The organism is Candidatus Dojkabacteria bacterium, assembly GCA_016927995.1.
Lineage (GTDB): Bacteria > Patescibacteriota > Dojkabacteria > JAFGLO01 > JAFGLO01 > JAFGLO01.
In genome coordinates, this window is sequence record JAFGLO010000014.1 from 13972 (window position 1) to 38847 (window position 24876).

General features: G+C 37.7%; 20 protein-coding genes and 1 pseudogene. 3 read left to right on the forward strand and 18 right to left on the reverse strand.

What is annotated here, in order from left to right:
• Position 1: 1 nt before the first annotated feature.
• The 17 genes from JW962_03365 to JW962_03445 all read right to left on the reverse strand — a co-directional run bounded on the left by JW962_03365 (position 2) and on the right by JW962_03445 (position 20401).
• Positions 2–922, reverse strand: coding sequence for a glycosyltransferase family 2 protein (locus JW962_03365; protein ID MBN1374341.1), 921 nt, complete (start codon positions 920–922; stop codon positions 2–4).
• 4 nt (positions 923–926) lie between these two features.
• Positions 927–2105, reverse strand: coding sequence for a polysaccharide pyruvyl transferase family protein (locus JW962_03370; protein ID MBN1374342.1), 1179 nt, complete (start codon positions 2103–2105; stop codon positions 927–929).
• Entirely contained in the window at positions 2099–3490 is a 1392-nt protein-coding gene (locus tag JW962_03375) for a Coenzyme F420 hydrogenase/dehydrogenase, beta subunit C-terminal domain (GenBank protein MBN1374343.1), read from the reverse strand. The genes JW962_03370 and JW962_03375 overlap by 7 nt, the downstream gene beginning before the upstream one ends.
• Positions 3487–4959 carry an oligosaccharide flippase family protein gene (locus tag JW962_03380; protein MBN1374344.1) on the reverse strand — a complete coding sequence of 491 codons (1473 nt, stop codon included), beginning with the start codon at positions 4957–4959 and terminating at the stop codon, positions 3487–3489. The genes JW962_03375 and JW962_03380 overlap by 4 nt, the downstream gene beginning before the upstream one ends.
• Positions 4949–6076, reverse strand: a complete 1128-nt coding sequence (locus JW962_03385; GenBank protein ID MBN1374345.1) for a DUF1972 domain-containing protein — start codon at positions 6074–6076, stop codon at positions 4949–4951. Before JW962_03385 ends, JW962_03380 begins: the two co-directional genes overlap by 11 nt.
• Positions 6073–7182 (reverse strand): glycosyltransferase family 4 protein, encoded by a 1110-nt coding sequence (locus JW962_03390; protein ID MBN1374346.1) that lies wholly within the window; start codon positions 7180–7182, stop codon positions 6073–6075. Before JW962_03390 ends, JW962_03385 begins: the two co-directional genes overlap by 4 nt.
• A complete protein-coding gene (locus tag JW962_03395; protein ID MBN1374347.1) occupies positions 7179–8156 on the reverse strand; it encodes a glycosyltransferase family 2 protein in 978 nt (325 codons plus the stop codon). The genes JW962_03390 and JW962_03395 overlap by 4 nt, the downstream gene beginning before the upstream one ends.
• A gap of 3 nt (positions 8157–8159) precedes the next feature.
• Positions 8160–8864 (reverse strand): acyltransferase, encoded by a 705-nt coding sequence (locus tag JW962_03400; GenBank protein MBN1374348.1) that lies wholly within the window; start codon positions 8862–8864, stop codon positions 8160–8162.
• Positions 8865–8869: 5 nt separating this feature from the next.
• Complete coding sequence (locus JW962_03405) at positions 8870–10189, reverse strand: hypothetical protein (GenBank protein ID MBN1374349.1); 1320 nt, start codon at positions 10187–10189, stop codon at positions 8870–8872.
• An 11-nt stretch (positions 10190–10200) separates the two neighbouring features.
• Positions 10201–11241: a glycosyltransferase family 2 protein gene (locus JW962_03410; protein ID MBN1374350.1), complete on the reverse strand. Its 1041-nt coding sequence runs from the start codon at positions 11239–11241 to the stop codon at positions 10201–10203.
• Entirely contained in the window at positions 11238–12566 is a 1329-nt protein-coding gene (locus JW962_03415) for a protoporphyrinogen oxidase-like protein (GenBank protein MBN1374351.1), read from the reverse strand. Before JW962_03415 ends, JW962_03410 begins: the two co-directional genes overlap by 4 nt.
• A 22-nt stretch (positions 12567–12588) precedes the next feature.
• Positions 12589–13743, reverse strand: coding sequence for a glycosyltransferase (locus tag JW962_03420; protein MBN1374352.1), 1155 nt, complete (start codon positions 13741–13743; stop codon positions 12589–12591).
• 20 nt (positions 13744–13763) lie between these two features.
• The gene (gene wecB / locus JW962_03425) at positions 13764–14888 is read right to left on the reverse strand and encodes a UDP-N-acetylglucosamine 2-epimerase (non-hydrolyzing) (protein ID MBN1374353.1); all 1125 of its coding nucleotides are present in this window, start codon (positions 14886–14888) and stop codon (positions 13764–13766) included.
• 25 nt (positions 14889–14913) lie between these two features.
• Complete coding sequence (locus JW962_03430) at positions 14914–16047, reverse strand: hypothetical protein (GenBank protein MBN1374354.1); 1134 nt, start codon at positions 16045–16047, stop codon at positions 14914–14916.
• A gap of 155 nt (positions 16048–16202) precedes the next feature.
• Positions 16203–17768 (reverse strand): hypothetical protein, encoded by a 1566-nt coding sequence (locus JW962_03435; protein ID MBN1374355.1) that lies wholly within the window; start codon positions 17766–17768, stop codon positions 16203–16205.
• Positions 17769–17831: 63 nt separating this feature from the next.
• Positions 17832–18605, reverse strand: a complete 774-nt coding sequence (locus JW962_03440) for a hypothetical protein (protein MBN1374356.1) — start codon at positions 18603–18605, stop codon at positions 17832–17834.
• 320 nt (positions 18606–18925) lie between these two features.
• A complete protein-coding gene (locus tag JW962_03445; protein MBN1374357.1) occupies positions 18926–20401 on the reverse strand; it encodes an exopolysaccharide biosynthesis polyprenyl glycosylphosphotransferase in 1476 nt (491 codons plus the stop codon).
• 118 nt (positions 20402–20519) lie between these two features.
• On the opposite strand from JW962_03445, the gene JW962_03450 reads away from it, so the two are divergent.
• From JW962_03450 to JW962_03460, 3 genes are all read left to right on the forward strand, one after another.
• Positions 20520–21347 carry a TatD family hydrolase gene (locus JW962_03450; protein ID MBN1374358.1) on the forward strand — a complete coding sequence of 276 codons (828 nt, stop codon included), beginning with the start codon at positions 20520–20522 and terminating at the stop codon, positions 21345–21347.
• A gap of 610 nt (positions 21348–21957) precedes the next feature.
• A complete protein-coding gene (locus JW962_03455) occupies positions 21958–22452 on the forward strand; it encodes a hypothetical protein (GenBank protein MBN1374359.1) in 495 nt (164 codons plus the stop codon).
• A gap of 175 nt (positions 22453–22627) precedes the next feature.
• Positions 22628–23755: an ATP-binding protein gene (locus JW962_03460; GenBank protein MBN1374360.1), complete on the forward strand. Its 1128-nt coding sequence runs from the start codon at positions 22628–22630 to the stop codon at positions 23753–23755.
• A 4-nt stretch (positions 23756–23759) separates the two neighbouring features.
• On the opposite strand, the pseudogene galE reads toward JW962_03460, so the two are convergent.
• Positions 23760–24749, reverse strand: a pseudogene (galE, locus tag JW962_03465) (UDP-glucose 4-epimerase GalE).
• Positions 24750–24876: the final 127 nt, after the last annotated feature.

The following is a 24876-nucleotide window of genomic DNA, read 5'->3' on the forward strand; positions in this document are numbered from 1 at the left end:
CTTAACCATTGTTTTGACCACCTATGCTAAATTGTTCATTAAACATAAATATTCTAATAATGTATAGCAATTCTAAACTTCTCATCCAGTAAGAAAAAGCTATCACTTGTAATGTTAGACCAACTCCTAGCTTTTCTTTAAAAATTCGTTTGTAAGGCAACAAAACAATTCTCGCAAGATACAAAACCAGTCGGGGTTTTAAAAATCTAAACCTGTCGTCCCAAATGGATACAAGCGTCCTCCTTCCACACCTGACTCTTATCATTTTTTGGTCCATAGATTCCCTTAACGGATGCATTACCATAAGTGTTTCATCGAAGTGTTGACTATATTTTTTTGACATCCATACTCTGTTACCAAACTCTAAATCACCACTTGAGAAAAGTCTTCTGTCAAATGCCCCTAAATCCTCAATTATGACTCTTTTTACAAACAAATTTACTGTAGGACAAAAGTGTCGTCTCGCTAGATATGTTTTATTATCAAATTCCGTAAAGTACTGATACCAATGGACCAATTTAGTTACCTTTGACTTGTCAAACACAACACTACCACCCATATAATCGTATTTCTTTAGATTTTTTATACCCTTTTCAAGCCAGTCTTTAGAAACCTTCACATTTGCATTGACAAACGCGATATATTCTCCGCTTGACACCTGTAGACCTAGGTCCCTCGCACTATACGAGCCCTTATTTGAAAACTGACTTACTGTTTTAACCTTATACTCTTCGCAAACTTTTTCAGTCTCAGAATCTGCACCATCGTTTGCGACAATCACCTCATATTCTGAGGGCTTTAAAGTCTGGGTTTTAAGGGATTCAAGTGTATCCTTTATTCCAGCGGGATCCTTGTAAACCGGAATAATTACGGAAATAAAGTCGCACTTAGCTTTGTTTTTGAATGCTACTTTGTTATACATCCCGTCAAAGGTCCACCTCTTTAAATAAATCTAAGTATTCCAGAGAATTATATCGTTCAGAGATAACTTTCCCTTCTGTTTTATATGAATTTAGCATTAATCTCACTTGATTAATTATTTTATGTTGATCAAGATCGGTAACATCCGTAAAATATCTTTCTTGTGAAAAATGCATCATCAGTTCGTTATATTTGTCTGCCCATCCTATACATACAACAGGTACACCCCTTTTGAAGGCATGAATAACCGAGTGATAACGCGAAGCTACAAGAAAGTTAAACATGGATATGATTTGTTCTAACTCTATGCAGGTTAAATCCTCTCCAATCAAACTTACGTTATCTTTTGTTTCAAACATTCGCTTTATTATGTTACATATACGTAAATCCTCAACAGAGTGTCTTAGAATATAAACAGTTTTTCCTTCACTTAAACATGTTTGAATAATGGATCCATACAAATCTAAGAAGGTGCGCTCCTTTAATCGATTATAAATTTTCTGATTTGGAACAATTCCAACTGAATCTTTAACAATCCTATATCTACGAAAAGGTGGAGGAACCTTAAATATATTTTCAAGAGAATATTCTCCGTTCCCTAAAACTAAATCATTCGTTAAAATCACGTTTTGTCCTGTGAAATTGCTGAGTGCTTGCAGTCCGGATCTCTCCCTAACATATATTTTGGTCGGATATCTAAGATACTTCTTAAGTAAAGGGTTTATTATCAACGAGTAAGGAAAGATATAATCCAGCGGTCCTATTGACTGTGGAAAAATGAAATACGGAATATTATATTTCTGGGCAATAATTATAGAGCTTAAGTAACGTAGGGAGTGAGTAAAATTTTTCCAATGACTTGAAAAAAAAACAGAGGATAGTGCATATCCACTTATATCAATGATTGCTTTTGTAGTTTTTAATATCTCAGTTATCCTTGTACTTTTCTCCCCTTTCAAAATCGGAAAAAGTAAACCTAGTTGAATATTTTTTGACCACGGTATAATCTCAAACTTGTATTTGAACTTTGAAGAACTTTTAACTTTATAGTCTTGTTCAGAAAAAAGGTATATCCTAGCCTTGGGGGATATAGCTTTTATTTGGTCAACAACCGTGAATGCCATTGCCTGAGCGCCTTTATTCAACAAGTTTCCACCAACAATGACAACGTTTGGCGTTAACATATTTCAACTATTTTCAGCTTATCTGAAGAACCATAAATTCTTGGAATTGTTAACCTTTCTCTAATCTCTGCAACTAATTTAAGTGCGCCGTGCGGTAATAACTTAAGAATCAATCTAAACCAAGAATGCTTTATTAGACGATAACACAACCAATAATGTGCATATGAAAAAATGGTGTAATTCTTTTGTAGCACCACTAGAACTTTATTGGACACCACATCATCAATCTCAAATTTAACTCCATAATCTGGAGCTTTCCTTCCGATTAACCGAGCAAAGTCACCAGCATAGCTTATTCCCAACTTTTTTTCCGCAACTTTCGTTGATTTTGCGATGTCTTTCAGTTCCATCTTTTTTAAAGTTAGAATTTTTGAATCCGAAAGCAGATTAACGAATTTATCACCCCTCGGGGTTTTAGTAATTATATCTGACTTCCCCATACTTTTATAATAAACATCCCTTATATCAGATCTACAATATGCAGATGCAATTCTACAGTCACCACAAGATACGTCTGAAAACTCATTTAGTTTATCAAAACATAACTGACATCTCCAATTAGTAAAAAAGCTTCTTGCGTTTAATTTGCTATAAGACGCCAAAAGATTAATCTCTTCACCTGAGTTTGTTTCTAACAACATGTCGCAAGGCCAGCCTCGAAATTTCTTTGACCTAAATTGAAAGGATTTTATCTCCGAACGTTTTTTATTGATCTTTGATAATATCTGATCTTGATAATGATAATTAAACACCCCTAAGCAATGAAGTCCAATATACAAGGAAATTCTCTTAGCCAACTTAGGGAATACTTGTTCAGCTTTTCTCATCCCCTGTATCTGGCATGGAGTTCCAACAAATGCAAACCGACCGGATTTCATATTTTTTATTTCTCTAACTATACTTGCCACAGGAACGGGATGATACTTAGACCCAACTGCTTGTAAAACTTCCTCACGGTTCCTAGCAATATACACAACCGGTGTAAACGGTGACGTTTCACTCCATTTGGTAACAACAACACCGTCAAACAGATTATTCTCAAGACCATATATTAGTGAAGCCGAAACAAATCCTCCACTTTGAGCTACATTAAGAATTTTTGAATCGTTAACGTATCCAGCATATGCATTAATAACTCTTCCTGTTGCCATATTACCCGGCATACGTCCGTGAATTGTTTGCGACAATGCCTTATAGTCAAATCCTAGACCCGGGCACACTTTTTCACAAAGCCCACACAAGGCACACTTTCTTATATCAACGGTTGGTGTGCATATTCCATATTTGTCTATTGAAATTTTTATGGCATTCTGGGGACATATGCCCTCACAGACCCCACATCCTGTACAGAGTCCATCTTGTACCACCCACGATATGTTATTCATTTTTTTAAAATCTCTTCCATAAATTTTATATTTTTTTTGTCATACACAAAAAACAAATATAAATACGTCAAGATGAATACTACTATGGCGATTAATTGATCAATATCTGTCCCTAAATATCCCAACACCAGGTAAAAACACGAGTATATAAGCATACTAATTAAAATATTTGTTAATGGTATTTTTATCGCTTGAAAATACTGTAAGAAGGTAATTTTGATAACCTTACTCACGGCACGTTGTAATAAAATATGCTTAGTCAGAACTGACATGAGTAATACTATAACAACAACATTAATAGAAAACAAAGCGGCAATTGACAAAATCCCTAACCTTAGTAATGTAATAACAATTTCTATGTTAAATACCGTTTGAGTTTTTTCATATACAAACAAGGTTGGAGCCGTAAACCCGTTTGACATAAGCTGTAGCATTCCTATCAAACAAAATATCTGCACAGGAAAAACAGCCTCACTCCACCCATCCCCCCAGATAAGAGGAACAAGCGTTGGAGTCAATAACAAACCGACAGGGAAAATTACTGCCACTGCTGCAACAAAGTGAGTTAGTCTAAGATAAATTTCTGCAAACTTCTGGGTACTGGGTTTCACCTTAGAAAACAAAGGAAAAGTTACTTTACTGAAGCCCGAATTTAAAAACGTAACAATCTTTCCTATTAAATTTTTGGCAAAATAGTAGACACCCAATGCCTGAATTCCCAAAAGCTTTCCAATTATTATTTCGTCAAAATGAAATCCTATATAATTTAAGAATGTTCTTGCCGTCACAAAAAAACCAAACGAATAATGAGCCTTTACCTCTTCAAACCGAAAATGAAATCTGGGTAACCACAATTTATTCTTAACGAAATATATAGTAAACAAAGAGGCATCGACAACGGCACCAAACAAAACGCCAAATAGATAGCTATGAATCCCTAAACCTGATAAAAGACAAATTACTGTAACAACAAAAATGAAAATACTCTTAACCATACCTATTTTCTCAATCACAGGAAAGTTGATGTCTTTCTGTAAAACAGCCTCAAATATTAAATCCAGTGGCTCAATTATAAAAATGAACGAAAGAACTTTAATATATGTAGAAAGCTCCGGTTCTTTATAGAAGGAAGCAATTATTCCACTAAACAAAAAAACTCCTAAAAAGACAGCAATCCCTATTGCTTGGTTAATCCAGAATATACTTGATAATTCATTGTCTGTTGTTTTTTTTCTACTGATAATGGATTGTGCTATCCCAAACTCAACTAGTGTCTCGGACAATCCATAAACAACTGCAAGTATGCCTACTAATCCCATTTGCTCGGGTCCAAGTACAAGCGTAAGCATCGAGATAGTGGCAAAACCTACTCCTCCCTTGACAATACTGCTAATTGCGGCCCATTTGAATCTTTTTTTTGACTTTGTATAAAGCTCGTTAAATTCCATTGAAACGGTTTTAGGCTTCATTAGCATTATGTTTTGAAATGGATTTAAACCACAATAAATATTTTTTATCGATAATTTCCCAGGTAAAAAGCTCCTCTATTTGCTTCACGTAATAATTTGAATTATCAAATCGCTGTTCCTTCACGAATGAAAAGATTTTGGCTAAATCCCCTGCACTTCTAAAGTAAGTTCCCTGTTCCCCTACAACTCCCCTATTAAAAATATTGTCATGAACTACTACTAAAGTTCCTACACTTAAAGCCTCTAGCAAAGAAGGATTAGTACCGCCTACACTATGTCCATGCAAATTCACTGCTGCGTACTTGCGGATTGTGAAAAGCTTTGTTTCATCATAGATACCTCCAACAAACCTTATACTTGATTCTCCACCGTACTTTTCATTTAAATATTCTGCATGAGGGGTTTTCATGGGTCCTACAATGACCATTGGATATACACCGTTTAAACTAGACTTAAGATAGCCTTCAATTATCATTTCTAGGTTATTTTCAGGTTCTATGCGGGCAACCACTACACAGTACTTCCCCCTCACAAGCTTAAGTTCTTCCAAAATCGACTCGTCGAAAACTGTTACCGGATACTCTGTACCATATTCAATTACTTCAAGTTTAGATGCGGCTTCTGGAAACTCTTTGCTAAGATATGATTCAATTCCAGTTCCATCCGCGATACAGTGGTGAGATGATTTAACCGCAAGTTTTTCACAAAATTTAAGATATTTTTGAACCGGTTTACTCCATTTACTTCGCTTCCACTCCAATCCATCCATATTGGTAACAAGAATTGATTTTGAGGAAAACAGTCTTATAATCCAAAGCAATATTGCACTTGTGTATGCGCACATGTAGATAATATCAAAGCGATTTGATATTGCATAAATGATGGACAGAAAATCATATATTAAATTACCTAGAGCTCCAAGTTTTTTTTCTGGATCAAAAACAAACTTTAGACAAACACTTTCAAATGTGCTTTCTTTGTACTCTTGGTAATGAGGACAGGTAACAAAAGTATTAATTCCATTAGCGGCAAGATATGGCGCCAGCTTCTCCACAAACCGTTCATATCCCCCATGTGAGTTAGGTATCCCTTTTGTTCCAAGAAAAAGGATTTTCATAGAATCGATTCGTAAGCTGAAAGAGTAACCTCCGCTGCCTTACCCCAATTGTAGTTATTCTTTATATGCTCAACTAATTTGGCATTTCTAGGTGCGCTAAATGCCTTTGCAACCGAATCCCGTATAGAGCTTGTGCTTGCGGGATCACAATAAAAGGCTTTATCCCCGAAATATTCTCTCGTATCTCCCTTCTCTGTAACGACAATGTTGCAGCCCATCACCCCTGCCTCTAAGGAGGTAAGCCCTGTTGTCTCCATCCAGCTAGGCAAGATATGTACTTTGGCGATTGAATACAATGCCCTAAGCCTCTCTTTGTCCTGTTGTCCTAACGTGAAAACATTGGAAGCTGCAATCTTCTCAATCTCCTTGAAATAGCTTTTACTGTTAGGAGAGGGTTGACCAGCTAAGACTACATTATATTTGGTATCTGCAAGTGCTTCTACCATCTTTAACTGGTTCTTTCTTCCTTCTATTCGTCCAGCACACATAACACAGCCTTTGAATGGTAGTAAATCTTTAGGAACGTGAATAACCTTGTCTCTAGAAAAAAAATCTATATCCACGGCATTGGGTACAACTCTGTACACCAATTTGCGACGATCAAGAACAAAATTATTAATTAACCGATCCATCTCAGATTCTGAATTAGGAAGCAAAAGATCTGACAAAGAAACTATCTGCTGAACAACCTTTAAATATGGTTTTTTGAGAACTTGCCAAAATCCATCATGAACTTCGAAATGCTTAATACACTTTAAAAGAACTTTAGTTTTTTCGACGAAATATCTATTGGTACACTTGGCAAGTAGTCCCAAAAAACCACCTCTTACATACCGCTCATATTCCCAATAATCAACATATATCGTTGACAAGACAACCTTTTTCCCGTACTTTTTTGCGTTATTAACCTGCAAATATGCCTCATGTGGTCTCGTTATATTAAAAACATGAACAATATCATAATTAGATATGTCTGGGGTCAATTCCACTGAGCAGTCAACCGTTACGCCCAACTTTTCTAGTGATTCCATTGTTTTATTAACTTGAACAGTATCTCCACCTGGATCGGAAAACAGATTTTGTCGAGATTGCATCAAAACCTTCATACGGTAGTCCTTGATCTAATCTTAGATGTAGTAAATGATGAACAAAATACTTTAATCCGAAATAAGGCAAAATATAAATCACTCTTACCTTCTACGGATAATTTCTTGGAGAAAGAACCTAAAGCCAACTTTGTTATACCTTTCAGACTAGCAACAAAAGCACCTATCAATAGTGTAATTCTGGCGACTAATAATCCATACCATTTTTTTAAATAAAGCAACTCGGAGTTAACACGTCTGTTTATTGATAAAATGGGGATCTTTGTACACGAACCACCACCTATGTGCATTACTGAGACCTCTGGATAATACAATATTCTATACCCAAGTGCTCTAATGCGTCTACATAGGTCTGCTTCCTCGTAGTACATAAAGAAACTTTCATCAAACCCATCAACTTCAGCAAAAACGTCACGTGGCAACATCATAAACGCACCAATAACCCAATCTGGATAACTTTGACTATCCAGATCAACAAAGATCGACCACCTTCCCTTACAGTTTATTCTTGACAAAATACGGTCTACCCCTGGTCCAAACAGTAATAAATTAAATGGATTTGGATCAACTGCCGGAGAAAGCACTTTACTGCCATTTTTATCAACGATTGCAGGACTAATCATTCCACACTTTTGATCCATGTGGTTTATCAATTCAGGAATCACGTCCCCAGAGAATTCTGTGTCTGGATTAACCAACACAACGTATGCTCCATGGGAATTTTGGAACCCTAAATTACACCCCCTTCCAAACCCACTATTTTCTGGATTATATACAATCTTTATTTTATTAAATGGGAATGTTTCAAAGTTTAAATTTTTTAAATGATTGACCTCTTCTTGGTCAGAAAAATTGTCAACTATTATCAATTCATCACTTGAAATATCGACATATTTGACTAAGCTTGCAACGCTCTTCCATATCATTTTGCTGCTTGCCCAATTAACAAAAATATAAGAACATCTAACTTTCATTTTTCACGACCTAAGATTAATTTTCTTTACCACCGCGGGAACACCCGCAATTAAAGAATTGGCAGGATATTCCTCGCCCTTTAGTACAGCTCCAGCCGCAACAACGGAGCCATCTCCCAATACACACCCGTCCAAAAATGTAACCTTAGCACCAATCCAACAATCCTTTCCAACAACAATTCCCTTATTACTTACACCTTGATTTCGGATACTCTTACTCTTATCTTTATAAATGTGATTCTCAGAATGGAAAGAGACAAAATTACCAATAATTGTATTTTCACCTATTTGTACACCCCCTGCACATCCCAAGAAAGAATTAGACCCTACCCCAACATTGTCCTCAATCTTTAATCCAACACCCACATGTCTCAGGGTTCCAGAACACTCTATGAAGCTATTTTTCCCTAAGGAAAAATTTCTACCAATAACAACGCCCTCGCGAGACAAAGCATCTATTCTTGCTCCCTCTTGAATATTGGCACCCACGGACCAGCGAATCTTCGATTTACACAAAATTCGTGCCGATGTAGAAATAAAGTTAGGCCTTTGGGTAATTAAAAGACCATTCAGCAACGACCAGCTCTTTACAATAATCTGTCCACAAAGGTAGGCTACCGGAATATTTGAGTCAATTTTGAACTCTTCTCCTCGAATCATCCGGTAAATCCTTGAAATCACTTTATAGAACATTTTCCTTAATTGCATGTCTTTTAAGCATAATTTAAAACAAGTTGATCATGTCTACTATTCTCAGAATATTTTATCAACTCTGCCGCCAGGAACATCATAATCGGAATTGTTGCGTAACTAGCAACAGCTTGGAACAAAGCAGAATATAAGATAGCAACGAAAAAAGCAACGACAGTAAAGTATAGAATCTTTCTACCACGATCCGATATTTTTCTAAAATAATCATATTTGCCCAACAGTGTTCTAAACACACCAAGATATACGGATATCGGAATTATGGCAAACAGACCAAATATTGCGGCAAAATCCAGAACCGTAGAATCATAACCAATATTCGCCTTCGCACTAACATTGCCTAATCCGTAGCCTAGAACAGAGTTCTTCATATCCACTATAAATCCAGAATACTGATTAAACCGCCCTTTGGAAGAGGCATCGTTTAAAAATTGAACACCCGAGTTGACATATAATAAAGTCAATGTGAATAATAAGATTAGGCCACCGAGTACCATACTTGCCTTAAACTTACGTAAGTAGCGAACGACCAACATCATTAAAACAACAAGTGGTATAGCAACCCATGGCGTTCTGGTTGCACCAATCCAGAGGCCGAACAGGAAAAGCACGCCTAGTATAGTTCCCGCAAACTTGGTCTTCGGTTTCTGATGGAACAGTATTAAATAAGCTGAGCCAAACAACGGTAACAACACCGACACACTATATTCTAACGGAGTTATAAATAAACCAAACGACCTCAATCTTCCGTTTTTAATGAAGTTGGTTGCATCGATCAAACGAACCTCGTCTCCACGCCCTAGAAGGTCAAAAAACCATATGTTCTGAACAGTTCCATTAAAAGTCAGTGAAAAGTATGCTGCGCATAAAACATGTACTACAAAGGCCGTAAAAATAACCACAAAAAGCCACGGGGAACTTATTATTTTTTTGTTTTCCTTAAAAAAGAAGAACACAAAGATTGGAAAGAAAAAATCTCTGGCTCCCGTAATAACATTATATACAGACCCTGATACAAGATATCCCAAACCGCTACCATAGATAAATAATGCAAGCAAGATCATTCCTGTAATAGACAGGTGTTTACGGATAATAATATCTAGCCCCCACTTTACCAAGCACAACAGCATAAAGAGTTCTCTATACGCACACAAAAAAATATAACTTGAGCCAAGGTAACTCTTTAACTTAATCGCAATAAATGAATAAAACATTCCCAGAAAGAAGAACACAATCGCTCCATAGAAAAAAGACTTTTCCCAAAACAAAAGAATAACTGATAAATTCAACAAGATTGCAAGGAATATTAAAATGAAAAATTCCATATGAGTAACATTTACTTTAGCTTTCCATATAAGATAGTACGTGATCGATTATTGTCAAAGCGTCCAGATAATCCATCGCCATACGCACTTACAATCATCCTCGTTCTTCTAATTTTATTATCATCAAACAAAATAACCCCTGTCAATGTCCTTAAGGCGTGTCTTATCAGCCCAATCCAAAAGTTTATTTTTGAAGTACAGTACTTGTTTGATAGCCAAGTTAGGTTTCTCTTTCCAAAATAGGTAAGCCAGTATTTTTCAAACTGTATTCGATTACTACGCAACCAGAGGAGGCGTTTTTCCATATTTGCACTGCTAGCCCCTTCCTTATGCAAAACCCTGGACGACGGGATAAAAAAAACCTCCCCATACTCCCTAAGTCTAAGACAGTATTCCAAATCATCATAATGTATAAAGAACTCAGCATTTGGATACCCTATTTTATCTATAGCCTTGCTGTTTACCAAAATCCCAACGAAAGAGGCGTGATCTATTTTTATTTTTGCCTGGCCATACTGTGATTCACTTACCGGAGTTACTATCTGCTTAAATGGATTTTCCAAATTGAAATACCCACGATGCATTAATACGGGTTTCCCATCTAGTCCAATAATGCTACAAGCCAATGCACTAACATTGGACTCATCGCAAAAGGGATAAATTGTCTTAAGAGCATCCTCATAAAGTTCGGCATCATCATCCATAAGCCACAACCAATCGTACCCAGCACTATGTGCCCTTTTTACACCTTCGTGAAACCCCCCAGCACCGCCTGTGTTTTGGGACATTCTCACATAGTAGAAGTTGATGGACTCCCCCGTATTAAAGTTTGTCATCTCCGTCACGATTTGAGTGGGTTCATTTAGCGTTTGGGGCAGATCATTAATAAAACCTTCCTTTAAAAGAAGTTCAGGAGTCCCATCAGTTGAAGCATTATCAATCAAGTAAACAGCATCTATATTTTGTTTCTGCCGTTTGATCCCACGTAAACACTCAATTAGGTAGGCTTTTCTATTATACGTTACAATAACAGCACATACCGTCTTCTTCACAACGTTTCATTGATGATTTTAAAACTAGCTCCAGCAACAAGCCCATCCTTAATAGAGCGGACCAAACCATCATTATTCCATGTTGCAAACCGACCCACCTGAAAAATGTCATTTTTACGCAGCAGTGAGGTGGCCTCGCTGACCCAGGAGGACCGAGGATATTCCCATACGTAAGCATTTTTGACGACACATGAATCAACAACCTCGGCCCTTTTAATCCACTCCAGGTCTTGAAGTTCATTTACAACATCACTTGAGACCTTTCGTATCTGAGCTCGTGTCAACTTCTCTTTACTTAGATAAGCCTTTTCAACATATATTGACGCACGATCTTGGGTTTTTCGTGAGGATTTTGGAATAAACTCCTCATCTACGTTGCTGTAGAACCCAACCCTATAGAACCCTGATTTACTTTTAGGTATATATAACCAGTGACTTTGAGGACATTGTTCCCCTTTTATAGCCCCTATATTGGTCACCAATACCGTAGTGGATGGATCGGGTTTGGCTACAACTACCTTATCAAGCCCGGTTAACTTAATAATTTCTGCAAGAGAAATTGTGGAGAGTAATTTGTCATATTTTTGCTTGTCCCCATTTTCGAAATGAATAAACTTTGACTTGATGTCTATTCCCGAAATGGATTTTCCATAACTAATTTCGCACTTAGCTGCCATGTTTCTAACCATTCGATCAAGTCCTCCTACTGGATATACAAATTTTGAATTATATCCGACCCCCGAAGTAGATGTAATTGCTCCCGCAACAACACTTTTAATGTCTATCGGGTTTTTATATAGATCAGAAGGCAGTACGCTACTGTATAACCCGACTGTATATAGTTCGTGAAACGGATAGAAAAATAATCTGCAAAGGGTTGCCCCAAAAGTCTTTTTGAACCACTCCTTCCAACTTTTAGGTTTGTCAGTGTTTCCCTGTGCCTGGATTATTTCATTAAGACAGCTTTCCGAAATTTTGGGTCCCAGGTATCTCAAGTTATTTTGTATAGGATAAGGTATCAAGAGTCGCTTATCTTCTAAATAGACGGCAGTATCACGAGAATAACCCTTAAACCGTGCAAATGCTTTTAAGAAATTGTCCAGATACACATCTAGGCTATGAATCCAGTGCCCCCCACCCAACTCGAATCGATATACCTCTTGATCCTTCGGAGAAGTAAATAATCTCTCGGTTGAGCCAGCACGCATATAATAAGACGCACACTTTCCTCCAGGAAACTTTTCTGCTTCAATTACTGGCAATCCTGAAACGATTGCAGCAGAAAGACCTGTTACACCGGCGCCGAGAACAAAACAATCTTTCATTCAATATTCGCTTATGTAAGTTTTAGGATTCGGCAAGGTTTTGAATTTCTTTTAATGTAGCCTTTGCGGCATAATCATAATGTAAAATACTGTTGAACGCAAGTTTTTCGTTCTTCCTAACCTGAACTACTAGTTCAGGCTTATCAACAAATTTTTTAATAGCCTGCCGAAGACTCACTACAGACTCGTCTATGGCATAGAAACCTAATCCATACTTGTCAATTAAAGGCATTAACGACCTGTTCGGTGATGAAACTATTGGAACACCACAACCGATATACTCAAAAAACTTTGTAGGAGCTGCTAGATCTGTCCCAACCGAGCTACTTGGCTTATAATAGACTATACCAATACTAGCTTCATGAATTCGCGATAAAATTTCACGTCTCTGAACAGATGTTGCGATATAAAAGTTCCTCGGGCCCAATACTTGAGTACACTGATTTTTAAAATTTGCTATAGCCCCAGAGTCTCCGTAACAGAATCCAAAGAAAAAAACCTCGGATTTCATCGGAGCAAGAGCTTTTAAAAGCAGGTCTAACTCTCTATGTGCATAAACTCCGCCTGAGTATACAACAATTGGTCTGCTATCTATGTTTGCATTATAATCACTTAGTTTTTTCTTCTTAACAGGGACCTCGCTCTTGGGGATGGTATTAGGAATTACAAATATCTTACTTGAAATATCAAAATATTTCTTCCTAAATGCAGCCCTCTCCTTATTACATTCAATGATTAAGTCCGACACTTCAGGATATGCGGTATAGAATTTTAAACACAGTCGTTCAAGCAAAGAAAGGTCGCCCAATTCGTTTTCTGTAAACAACTCTGTATGATAATGGACAAGTTTTATGTCTGGTTTGAGTAGTTTGCTCAAAACAGCAATCGGATAGTAGAGAAGCTCGTGAACAATCACAACGGTTCGCCCCTTAAGACACATCCCAATAAAATCAAAAAAAGAAAAAATCCTGCGAACAATGGGAAATCGAGCATACCACTTACTATAAAAACTTTTGATCTCAAACTCATAGTTTCCTACTTCTTTCAGTTGATCAACCGGTATCCAAGCCCAAAGCGACACATGAATTCCAGCCCTGTGCAGTCCTTGGGCCAGGTAAACGATACAACTATATGCCCTTAACGGGTTTATCGGAGACACTATAATTACATTTCTCACACGTATTGTTTTTAAATCATTCACTTAGATTGCAAACGTGCTAACAAGTTTGCAACCAAACTAGAGCTATTGCCGGTTCCATATGGATTCCCAGCTTTAGCCATTTTGTTGTACTTGTTTTTATTTCCTAGCAGTAAATTTGTTTCCGTGGTAATTTTTGTGCTGTCTGTACCAACCAACAACGCATTACCTGCTTCAATACCTTCAAACCTCTCTGTAACATTTCTTAACACAAGTATAGGTTTTCCAAGCGTTGGGGCTTCTTCTTGAATTCCCCCCGAATCAGTTAAAATCAAGTAACTCTTGTTCATTAGCCAAATCATGTCTGGATAATCCAGGGGAGCTGTTAAAAAAACGTTTTTCAAACTCGATAACTTAGAAAAAACTACCTCTCTTACATTTGGATTCAGGTGGACCGGAAAAACCCAATTAACTTCTGGGTGCTCTTGCGCCAATCCTTTTATTGCCAAGCATATCTCCTCAAGAGGTGCCCCAAAGTTTTCCCTCCTGTGCGCAGTAACCAAGACCGTCCGATTAGAAAAGTCAATATCTCTAAATATTTCTGGAATTATATTTGACTTTTGTACATTGAGCAGATCGAGACCCAACAAGAGTGCATCTATTCCTGTATTTCCAACCACGTACACATCTTTAGCTATACCCTCTTTACAAAGATTTTGTTTTGCCAATTCAGTTGGAGCAAAGTGTATATTAGCAATCCTCGATACCAACATTCTGTTTAACTCTTCAGGGAAGGGGGAATATTTATCACCGCTTCTCAACCCAGCTTCTATATGGATGACTGGTATTTGATGGTAGAAGGCACATAAAGCGCCACATAGGGTTGTTGTTGTATCTCCCTGAACAAAAACATAATCAAACTTGTCCTTGCTTAATATATCTCCAAGTTTCCTGATCATTCTGGCAGACAAAGTATCTAGCGACTGATTTGGACGCATGAGGTTCAAACTATAATCGGGAACAATCCCAAAAAACTTAAGTACAGAATCCAACATTTCTTTATGTTGACCAGTATTACAGACCTTCATATCAAAGTCACCATCGTGAGCTTTAAATTCCTTTATCAAAGAAGCCATCTTAATTCCCTCTGGTCTCGTACCCAGGATAAAGAGTAACTTTTTCATGAGTGTTAATACAAATTAGATAGAGTTAAGAAATGCGTTGATCAACGCTATTAGAGAATAATTTATGTCTGTTCATCATAACATACGTAAGAAACAAATGTACTACGTAGGCCAAAAGTTGAGAGTAAGAGAAACTTTCCACATCATCAAAACGAGTATTTAATAACAGGTATCCCACAATCGCCAAAAATCCCCAAAAAAGATTTAGTTTTACACCAACCCATATTTTCCCAGATATACTTATAAGTAACCCAGACACATATGTAGCACTTATAACAACTGCAGTAATTAATGAGACAAAGAATTCATTGTGCCAAAAGTCTGGCAAACTTGTAATAAATCTAGATCCGATCAATACAATTCCACAGCTCAAGGTACAAACAAATCCACTCAACAAGGAGGTTAAAACCCAGATCTTTTTTAATTTCTTATCCTCACCTTTAATGTAAATTTCTGTTATCAATGGAGTTGCTGCATTTAGTAATACGGTCGGAATTAATAGTAGAAAGTTTCTCCACTGCAATATAGAGTTCACCACGCCGATCACCTCAAATTCCCCAGTTTGAGATATCATTTTATTAAGCAGCCAAGTAACGGGAATTCCAACAAGACCCGAAATAAAGAAGGGTAATATCCATTTCCCAAAGTTTTTTCTTAAGAACAAGATAATTTCCCCAATACTCAACTTGTTCCTCTCTTGGGAAAGAATGGGACTCCTTCTTAGAGACATCAGTTGATAGCCAATACCAAGGCCACAACTCACGATTAAAGCACACAATACCAATGCCAGGTTCTCAGATCTAAAAAAAATATATATCCAAACTATACTTATAAGGCCTTGGATACCCGTTGAGAACGAAATAGCCTTAAAATTGTCAAGCCCTTGTAGTATTGAATTGATAAGGGTAAATATAGAGAAAAATATGCTTCCCAAAAAAGATATCACCACAATTGATGTATCAAAGCCATCAAAAAACAAAGTCATTCCCATCGTATTCAGAAGCACTGTGAGCAAAATTACATTTACTATGGTGAAAACGGTGACCACAGACATGATAACCAACTTTAATTGGTGAACCTCTTTTTTTACCTTTGCTTTCGTTGCAAATGTTGAAAGAAAAAAATTCATTCCAAACGTAGAGAAAAAAGATAATGTCATTATTGTATTAAAAAGATAGGAATATTGCCCCCAAAGAATATCTGATTTCCCCTGAATCAACTGAAAAGTAAAAAATGTAGAGGTCTTAGCTATCAGCAAGGATAAAAACGACAAAATTGAATTTAAGCCATATCTTTTTACAAAAGGCTTTTTGTTCACTTAAATTCCACTCCCCTAAATTTACCAAGTCCACCACCCACCCACACCCAAACCATAGGCAGATAAAATCCGTAATAAACCACCATGCCCGACAAAAACATAAACGGAATAGCTGTAATTAAAACCGTTGCGGCAAGTTCGGTAAAAGGCCCTCTTTGTTTTGCCTTAACATAATTACCGAAAATCTTAACCAGTGAAACCCCAATCCACACAAAAAACGCAAGGTATACCAAAATTCCTAAAACACCCTCTTCAGCAAATTGTTTAGCAATCCATGAATGCGGATCGTTATCATGATCGGCAAGATTGTAATTATCCTGATAATATCTATAGTAGCTACCTACGCCAATCCCTATGAAGCCGGCATCGGTGCCACCAATTCTGTAAGCTTCTTCTATAAGTTCAAAATGTCTAAGTGCCGAACCTTCCTCCTCTATATCAATCCTGTTTTCAACAAATTCCTTAATATTCTTGGGCACATATTTTCCATAAAATACCATTCCAATGTAAAAAACAAAAACTAGTACAGTGGCAGTTCCCAAAAGCACAATAATCTTTTTGACCCATCTTTTTATTGTAATCATCCACAAAATCCAAAGAAGTCCTACAGTAAAAATTATCGCCACCAAAAGTCCAAAAATTGCCGACCTTGAAATACACGAAACCCCCACACCAAAGCTAATTACCGCCACCAGTCCGTAAAGTAAAACGCTATTAGTTTTTTCTTCGGAACTTTTTTTGTGAACAGTCCTTATTAGCAAGGCTACACAAAGTATACAAAGTGCAAACATCATAAATGCGTGCATATTTACGTCACCAAAGTTACCCATGGATCTAAAAAGTGGCTTATCACCAAACCAAAGCATTTGTTCGGTTAAAGAAAGCCCGCGGATTCCAAGCGTTACATGGTCAAACTTTAAAAAGAATTGGCAAGAATTCCACAAACAATCAAACTGTTGGGCAAGTGTAAGCGCAAAGTCTAAAAGTCCACCAACAATAAGGCCGGTGAAAAGGTACTCGGTTATTGGTTGTGGGTTATTATTTCGGATTAACTGTTTGGCACTTACTGTTTTGGAATCATTGGGTGCTATTTCACTATTTACTGTTTTTGGCGGGTTAAAAACCACGCCGCTACTATTCACCCAATACACCAAAAATGCCGTGCCAAACGTAAGTGCCCGCAGGAAAAGTTCAATAACGCCCTGAAGCCTATCGTACCCCCAAATTAGGGTAATTGCACTAGTTCCCCACATTAATAAAAGCCACCTAAAAAGCGAGTTTGCCCAAAGCACTTTCCAAACATGTAAAATCCCAGTCTTAGCTCTTTTCAGGAATTCCGTAGGTTTAGACAAGTTGCCCCTAATCTTAGATTTATACCCCTCAATAAACAGTATAAAAAGCTCACGCACTATAAAAACCGCAATAAATATAAAAGAAAGTTGGATAGATCTATTTAATGAAACAATATACAGATTGTACCGCTGGATAAAAAGCGAAACCCCAAGCACGAACATTCCCCACCTGCGATCTTTGATAATGGCGAAAATACCAATCAGTGCCATCAATAAAAACAGACTCTGATAGACCAGGAGAACATTCAAGCTAGTTTATTCCAAATTTAAAATCTACTTCCACTTTTTAAAAAGTACCATTACAAAGCCAACTCCTGCACCCAAGAATGCTCCAACTGCCCCAAGAATTAAGGAAGATAATTGAACGTTATTACCATTTGAATTTGGGGAAACAGCCCAATATACATCACTGTCGAGTGCAACCGAATCGGCAAGTTCACTCCTTGATTCAACAAGATCAAGAATCGACTCGTTTATTTCCACAGGGTTCGATCCGACAATAACAGAAGAATCGCCCTGGGCAATTAATGCGTCAAACATTGCCTGCTTTTCATAGGCATCGGCTAACTGAATTTCTATAGCGTCAAGATTATCTTTTAACCTAGTAACCGCCATATTTGCATAAACACCAAGATCATCGTTTGATTGAAGCCCTTTTAACACATCTTCCAAAAGCTGTTCTCCGGATTTAATATCTTTTGCCTTGGTGGTAAACAAAATCTGAAATCTAGGGACAATTGCAGATGAACTTGTAGTACCCTTAAGTATTGAATAACTTACACTGCCTTTCTCGGCAAATTCTGAGCTTTCAACATATTTATCGATGATTTCGGTAACAACATCCGGCGTTACACCCCATGAATAAGGAACTTGCATAATTGCACTAACCTCATACTTTTCGGGAAGCATTGTAGCACCAACTGCACCAACACCACCCAAAAGAATTGCACACAAAAGAATTGTAACCCAACCTTTTTGGATTCTCTGCCAGACTGCAATAAGATCGATTTCATCGTTAACGATTAAGGGTCGAAGTTTCGTAGCCATTTTTTATTTTAGTAAGTTAGTTATTGGTTGTTGATTACTAGTTATTGGGTACTGGTTGTTATTTACTGATTGCGATTATAGCGGGTTGTGTAAACTTTTCCAACCACCAACGTTCTATTTCACTACTTTACTGCTTAATCCTCCGTTGATCTGTGTGTCCATCGGAAGCCCCTTGCTTATTTTCCCTTATTGTTAAAGCTTGCCACTTCTCTCATAGGTATCTTCCGGAGTACTACTTCACTGTTTTACTACTTATCCCAACTCAGTCATCTGTTGCCCAGTGTGTTACTTTACTATTTCACTACTTCACTACTTTACTACTAATACGCTCCCGTCCTTTTCCCGAATATCATGTCAATTACAACTCCGGCTGTTTTAAAAAAGATTACTACATCAAGCCATACTGACCAGTTTCGAATATACCAGGCATCAAGCTCAAGCCGTTTTACAAACCCCACATCGTTTCGACCACTAACCTGCCAAAGACCTGTCATTCCGGGTTTAACCGACAATATAACATTAAAATAATCACCAATATCCTCTCGCTCTCTTGGCAAGTACGGACGCGGTCCTACAAGGCTCATCTGTCCAAGCATTACGTTAAATATCTGAGGAATTTCATCGAGACTTGTTTTTCTAAGCAATTTTCCGAGTTTCGTAACTCGTGGATCGTCATCATCCCTGATTTTTTTGAAAACTTCCCAATCTCTTTTGGCTTTAGGATTTTTTGCGAAGTAATTGGCTAACACCTTTTGCTCATATTCCTTATCCTCGGAAACTCGACGCTGCATCGTCTGAAACTTAAACGGTTTAAACTCTTTACCCCCTTTACCATATCTTGTCATCATGAAAAAGGGTTTATTCCCATCGATTATAATAATAAGCAGAGATATAAAAATAATAACCGGTAATCCGATAACAAGCGCAATAAGCCCGACAAAAGTATCAAAAACGGTCTTTACAATTCTATTCTCAAAGGACTTAAGTGTGTTTGGCATTTCAAGAACAAATAACCGTTCATTAAAAAGGTGAAAAGCGCTCGATCCCATTAAGGATAAGTCGCCGTTATACGGAACCCAGAGTACCTTATCTACATATCTGTAAGCTTCGTTTATAAGTGCATTGATGCTTCCTTTATCCCCACGTTTAACCAAGCAAATAATCGTCTGAACATTTCCGGGCTTAAGCGTTTTTACAAGATCCTTTTGTGAACCGATGTTAGTATATTTCGAAGATTTAGACGGTGTATCCGATATTATTCCGATTATGTGATATCCCAAATAGTAATCAGCAGTTATGCCATCGAGATCCGTGTCGGATAGTTCACAGTCTGTTAAGACCACAGCCGTTTGACCCCAAATTCCCAATCGATATAAAACAACTTTTACTAAAAATCTAATAATAGGGAAAATAAAGATCGCGAGTCCAACCTGAAAAAGTACAACAATTCGAGAAATGTCATACGGAACACGCATAAATCCCACAACCGAGAAGCTTATTACCCCGGCTATTACTATTGACCTCACATACATTTCGGCTTCATACCAGAAGGGTTTTCGTCTTGTATATAGGTCGTGGATCATAAATACTGCAACAAATAAAAGTGGAAAAATCCAATATTCTGTAAATTGGCTAAATCTAAAGAGTGTGTTTAGCTCCATAAATTCGATATTTTCAACAGCAAAGTTTCGCAACTTTACGGAAAGATAAAGGGTAAGATAGTAAGCAAATATATCGGCACAAAGTAGTGTGAATAGCGAAAACAATTTTTTAAATTTGGTTATTAGCCTGCTCATTGTCATGGATTATACAATAAATCACCCCCCATTCGTAGTAGGGGCGGGTTTTAAACCCGCCCCTACAATAATTAAACGAATCCATATATACTATCAAGCATAATCTTATAAACAAACAATGATCGATTCACACGCACATCTGTCTTTTAAATTCGAAAAAGCCGGCAAAACTCCAAAATCTCCGGTAGATCAGCTAAAGTCTGCCTCAACAGCGGGAGTTACCGATATCATGTGTATTTTATTGGACAATTACGAAACCGAGTTTACAAAGGTTGATAAACCCATATTAAAACACAACGGTAAACTGCCAACAGTATACTACTCTGCAGGAATACACCCTGATCATGAAACTGCCGAAGCATTATCAACCGACCAAAAGCTCACAAATCTTATTCTTTTTGTGGAATCTAGCAGAAAAATATCAGCTATTGGTGAATGTGGACTTGACTATTATGATACTAAAATGCCTAAAAAAGAGCAGGAAGCTTTACTTAACCGCCAAATAGAGCTAGCCAATTCTTTTCACCTGCCAATGATTATTCATACCCGCCCTAGTTCCCTAGAATCTACCGACGCTTATGTCGACATGCACGCCATATTAAAATCAAACACGCCCAAATTCGGCTTTGTAATCCATTGCTTTTCAGCTGATCCCAAAACTGCAAAGATGTTTTTAGAGCTCGGTGCTTTTATTGGCTTCGCAGGAAATTTAACATACCCTAAAGCTGAAATCATTAAGGAAGCAGCAAAATATATACCACTCGACAGAATACTAACAGAAACCGATGCACCATTTTTGGCTCCACAAGCATACCGCGGGGGTATTAACGAGAGCGCTTTTGTAGTGGAAGTCGCAAAAGAGCTTGCCAACCTAAAGGGTATTTCGCTCCCCGAAGTTGAAAGCATTACCACAAAGAATTTCCTGGAATTTGTGAGCGGAGATTAGAATTCTGTACCTCACGTCGCCACTTAATCATATATTTAAACCGCTTATACGAAGTTTAGTTAGCATCATTAATCCTTTGCTACGCAGAACCTATTTTAATCTGTATCGAAGTCAATTTATTGATCTTACCGTAAAATACTAGGAGGCTAGGCTCGCCGAAGCAGTTGTACAAGCTGAACTTGACCTTAAGTCCGCAGAAGCCCATACACCCGAAGAAGTCTACGACACCAAGGCCGTTATGAAACTAGCCATTTCAGCTACTTGAATCTCGCTTATTGTAAAAACGGAATTTGGTGAAAGGAGAAGCCGATCTGTTTTTGACACCCCTTGATTCCGTTACAAATTAGTGTACATTTTTGTACACCAACTCGTCCCCAAACACAAGGGTTTCCAAAAGACACTGCCGACACACTTAAGTCCGACATCTACTTTATACTCCTTAGATTTTGTAGATTTGATCATACTATTATTGTATCACGCACGCCACTTAATCATATATTTAAACCGCTTATACGAAGTTTAGCTAGCGCCATTAATCCTTTGCTCCATTGACACAAACCCTATATATATATATAACGGCGAAAATTTATAATTTTATGACAGATTTAAGATGGGTGGACAGCAAATTCCCCTCGAAAAGATTACTAAAGATGCTATGGAGATAACTCGTCCAGATAAGACTATAGGTGGAATATCCGGAGAAGCTATGCAGAGCAATCCTAACGCCGCAGCAACTGAAGATCCAGAAATGACTCCAACCTCACCGGAGGCTCAGCCAGCAATACGAAAATCCCGAGATGAAGTAATTACAGCAGCAGAAAATCCAGATCAGTCTACACTTAGATCAGAATATGATGCTATTTACCAAGCAGCAAAGAGTCACGCACTTAAATATGGCAGAGGTACAAGCCCAACGGAGCAAGGTAGTCCTGCTCTTCTCGAGGCTTACAGTAAGTTGGAATCTGACCGTGCCTGGTTGGCAACCTTAGCCATTAATCGACTTGCTTTCACTAAACAAGAAGGATTTGAGGCAACTACACAAAGATTACGAACGCTAATTGCCGAGCTAAGCCAACCCGCGGAAGGCTCATCGGACAGGCAATAATTCACTGGCGGCGGGTCATAGACCACGCCGCTACTCTTTTTTGTACCATCTGTCCGCGTCTTTAACCATGTCATGATAATCGTATTTGGCTTTCCAGCACACAAACAACCCAATTTGCAGGATTGCCAATCCTTGAAATTTGACAATTTACAGGATTTGTGCTAAGGTTATAATCATGAAGATTCCACGTATACACGAAGATCTCAAAAAGCTTATAAAGAAAAACAAGGTTCTCTTGATCTACGGACCAAGGCGTGTAGGTAAAACAACCTTATTAACAGACTTTCTTAAAAGATCAAAGCTTAAATACAAGCTTGATTCAGGCGAAAATATATTAACCCAAGAAGTTTTAAGCTCCCAAAACTTTAAGAAAATAACCGATTACTGCCGTGGATACGAATTACTTGCAATCGATGAGGCACACAAGATCCCAAATATTGGGATGGGTCTAAAAATTATCGTAGATCACATACCACAAATCGCTGTTATAGCAACAGGTTCCTCATCATTTGAACTTGCAGGTCAAATTGGAGAACCCCTTGTCGGAAGGGAAAGGACGTTAATGATGTATCCAATCTCAAATATAGAGCTACTTAGGTACCATAATCAATACGAATTGGTTAACAAGTTGCCGGAATTACTGGTATATGGCAGCTATCCTCAAATTTTAACAACCGAGGACAAGGCAGAAAAAACACAACTATTAAACGAAATCGTACAAGCATATTTACTAAAAGACATCCTTGAACTTGAGAAAGTTAAAGGCTCAAAAGTTCTTCTTGACTTATTAAGGCTTGTCGCATTCCAAGTTGGCAGCGAAGTATCACTTACCGAACTTGGTACACAACTTGCTTTAGATTATAAAACGGTTGCTAGGTACTTAGACCTATTTGAAAAATCATTTATTCTATTTAACCTTCGAGGCTACTCCAGATCGCTTAGACAGGAAGTAACAAAGAAAAGTAAATACTACTTTTACGACAATGGAGTAATGAACGCCATAATTTCCAATTTCAATCAAATCGAAATAAGGAATGACATTGGAATGCTGTGGGAAAACTTTTTAGTTGCCGAAAGAATAAAAAAGCTGACTTATACCCCGATTTATGCAAACACATATTTCTGGAGAATGTGGAATCAGAAAGAAATCGACTGGATAGAAGAACGAGAAGGAAAACTCTTTGGATATGAATTTAAATATACGGGCAATATCGCAAAACACAAAGCGGCGTTTATGGAATTGTATCCAGAGTCAACCGTATCCGTTATAAACAAGGAAAACTACCTAGATTTCATAACTTAACCCCCTACCCCTTCCCGTACCACCTGTCCGCATCCTTAACCATGTCGTGGTAATCGTATTTGGCTTTCCAGCCTAAAAGCTTTTCAGCTTTATCGCAATTGCCGTAAATTTCAATAGCTTCTTGTGGAATTGGGTCAGTTACTTCAAACGGAATCTTTTTGCCCGTGACCTTTTCTACCTCATCGATTAACTCTTTAACCGTTGTACCCTTACCTGTTCCTACATTAAACACATGACTACCGATATTTTTGTCCAAAAAAGAAAGCGCTTTTACATGAGCATCCGCCAGGTCGGAAACATGGATATAATCACGAATTTGACACCCGTCTCTTGTGGGAAAATTATTTCCAAATACCTTTAGCTCGTATTTCCCAAGTACAACCCCAAATAGTCGAGGAATAAGATTAGCTAAAATGTTGGGGTCCTCACCAATTATTGCAGTTGGGTCGGCTCCTGCCACGTTAAAATATCTAAGTCGTACTGAATTAAGCCCAAGTGCCGCAAAATCAGAAAGCATATATTCAATACAAAGTTTGGTTTTTGCGTACGGACTAAGCGGCGAAAGTGGAGATTCTTCTGTAACCGGTAGCACTTTTGGAGTCCCATACACAGCACAGGTTGATGAAAATACAATGTTTGTTGTAGATCCTTTGGGTCCGCCTTTTAGCATTGCTATTAGCAAATTATATGTTCCAATCACATTATTTTCATAGTATTTGTCTGGAATTTTTGCCGATTCGGGCACATTTTTGTATGCAGCAAAGTGGATTACGCACTCGTACTTTTGGGAAAACACCTTTTCAAGATCATCTAAGTTTCGCAGGTCGCCTTTTATAAAGTCAATCTTTTTACCTGTTTCCTTTTCCAAAACCGAGATTACCTCCTTACTACTCTTCTCAAGATTATCAAACACTGTTACATCGTACCCTGCGCGCAAAAGCGCTAAAACCGTATGCGACCCTATATATCCGCACCCTCCTGTGACTAGTATCATTGGAAGTTGATGGTTAAGTTAGGTAAATAAAAGAGGTTACATGTTATATGTTTTATGTTAAGCAAATGATATCGTTTCAACGAATTGATGGCAAGCTTTCTCTTGAATAAAAAGCAATATATATATA